Raw genomic sequence first — 2,435 nt, forward strand, 5'->3', positions numbered from 1 at the left:
CTGTTCGACAATGCGAAACTCGAGCCCGGCGAGACGATCCTCGTCCATGCCGGCGGCTCCGGCATCGGCACCGCCGCGATCCAGTTGGCGAAGAAGATGGGTTGCACCGTCATCACCACGGTCGGCTCGAACGACAAGATCGACAAGGCCAAGGCGTTGGGGGCCGACCATGTCATCAACTACCGCGAGGACCGTTTCGAAGGCGTCGTGCGCAAGCTGACCAAGAAGAAGGGCGTCGACGTCGTCTTCGAGCATGTCGGCGCCGACACCTTCGCCGGCTCGATGCTGTGCCTGAAGCGCGGCGGCCGCCTGGTCACATGCGGCTCCACCTCCGGCGTGTCGACACAGGTCAATCTGATGCAGCTCTTCCAGCAGCAGCTGAAGCTGCTCGGCTCCTTCGGCTGCCGCATGGAGAACATGGCCGATGCGATGCAGAAGATGGCGGCCGGCCTCGTCGCTCCCGTCATCGACACCGAGGTCGGCTTCGACGACATCGACGCGGCGCTGAAGCGCATGGAAGGCCGCGACGTGTTCGGCAAGATCATCCTGCGCGTCTAAGGCAAATGGTCGGTAAGGTGCTCAAGAAAGCCCGCCGGGACTTCATGTTCCGCTACGGCCGGCGGCTGCGCCAGATGGAGCACTGGCTGGTGGCGCGCCTGGCCATGGCGATGATCTCGCTGCTGCGGCTCCTGCCGCCGGACAAGGCGCTCAACTTCGCCGACCGCGTCGCCCGCCGCATCGGCCCGCTGGTCGGACGTCATCGGGTCGCGGTCAACAATCTGCGGCGCGCCTATCCCGCAAAGAGCGACGCCGAGATCGAGGCCATCGCGCTGGACATGTGGGGCAACATGGCCCGCCTCGCGGCCGAGTATATCTTCCTCGATGCGCTGTTCGATTTCGATCCGAATGCGACGAAGCCGGGCCGGGTCGAGGTGCGCGGTGTCGAGCATTTCGCCGAGATCGCCGGCGAGAAGAAGCCGCATATCCTGTTTACCGGCCATCTCGGCAATTTCGAGCTGCTGCCCGTGGCCGCGGCCACCTTCGGCATGAACATCACCGCGCTGTTTCGCCCGCCCAATAATCCCTATCTCGCCGATTACATCCACTCGACGCGCCGCTCGACCATGGGAGGCTTGCTGCCCTCCTCGACCGGCGCTTCCTTCGCGCTTGCCGCCATCCTGGAGAACGGCGGCAATATCGGCGTGCTCGTCGACCAGAAATTCTCCAGCGGACTGGAGACGACCTTCTTCGGCCGCCCTTGCCAGAGCAATCCGGTACTGGGCATGCTCGCCCGCCACTACGACTGCGACGTCTATCCGGCACGCTGCGTCCGGCTGCCGGACAACCGTTTCCGCCTCGAGATCGAGGACAAGCTGACCTTGCCGCGCACAGAGAGCGGCAGTGTCGACGTCCACGCCACCACCCAGCTTCTCGCCGACGTCGTCGAGCGCTGGGTGCGCGAGGATCCCGGCCAGTGGATGTGGTTCCACAAAAGGTGGGAGATGAGCGGCCGCCGCCGCAGCCGGCGTGGGCAGGCGAAAGTAGTCAGCTGAGCGCACCCAGGGTCGGTTTCCCAGCGCGGTCTGCACTGCCTGAAGGTTTTCCGGAAATCGAGGACTGAGGCCACCAGCAAAGAAAAGCCGCGAAGATTGCTCTTCGCGGCTTTGATGTAGCTCTTGCTTACCTGACCCTAGAGGAACGGCACGGTAAAATTCGACCGGTACGTATCCATGGTAGCGCCGTTGCGGTCCTCCGACAGCAGCGTATCCGAGCCGAAGCTCGCCCGCAGGCCGATCACATATTTGTGGACGTTCACGCTGCCCGGACCTTCGGAGAAAGTCAGATGATCCAACTGGTAGCGTCCGAAGACGGACCACGGCGTACCTGTGAAACGGTAGGTGGCCTGCAGAGCCGCCGAGACGGTGTCGAAGTGCGCGCCGTCCGCCGAAAGTCTCGCGAAGCCAAGTTCGCCGTCGAAGCGAAGGTTGTCCTGGGCGAAGTAGCGCACCACGCCGCGGCCACCCCAATTGTCGAGATGCTCGGATTCACCGGAGGCCCGCAACTGGCCGTAGTAGACTTGTCCGTAGACGGTCACGTTGCCGAAATAGGCTTGAGCTTCAGGGCCGACCGAGAAGGAGTATAGATCGGCACCGCCGAAATCTTCGCCGCCATATCCCGTGATCGTAGCGAAACCGCCGAGCGCATAGGCGCTCGGATCGCGCCAGTAGCCATGGATTGCGCCGCCGTAGCTGTAGATGTTCGTACCCTCGACCCACAGCGAATCGATCACCGCGTCGGTCTGGATGTTCCAGCGAGCGTCGATCGGAAAATTGACCCGGGCGGCGCCGCCGGCGGTCGTGCCGTCTGCATCGTCCCCGGGGGTCGCGAAGTAGAGACCGCCGAGATATACCTCGCCGTAGCCTGAAATATGCGGC

At 63.7% G+C, this 2,435-nt stretch carries 3 protein-coding genes; 2 read left to right on the forward strand and 1 reads right to left on the reverse strand.

Annotated elements, in window-relative coordinates:
* The coding region (locus EN742_RS31855; RefSeq protein ID WP_148670402.1) for a zinc-binding dehydrogenase at positions 1–558 on the forward strand (558 nt) is incomplete at its 5' end.
* 5 nt (positions 559–563) lie between these two features.
* A complete protein-coding gene (locus EN742_RS31860; RefSeq protein WP_126054135.1) occupies positions 564–1,553 on the forward strand; it encodes a lipid A biosynthesis lauroyl acyltransferase in 990 nt (329 codons plus the stop codon).
* Between the two features lie 137 nt (positions 1,554–1,690).
* Here EN742_RS31860 and EN742_RS38355 read toward each other — a convergent pair.
* The coding region (locus EN742_RS38355; protein WP_189375690.1) for a hypothetical protein at positions 1,691–2,435 on the reverse strand (745 nt) is incomplete at its 5' end.

The sequence above is a fragment of the Mesorhizobium sp. M4A.F.Ca.ET.020.02.1.1 genome (assembly GCF_004022645.1).
GTDB lineage: Bacteria > Pseudomonadota > Alphaproteobacteria > Rhizobiales > Rhizobiaceae > Mesorhizobium.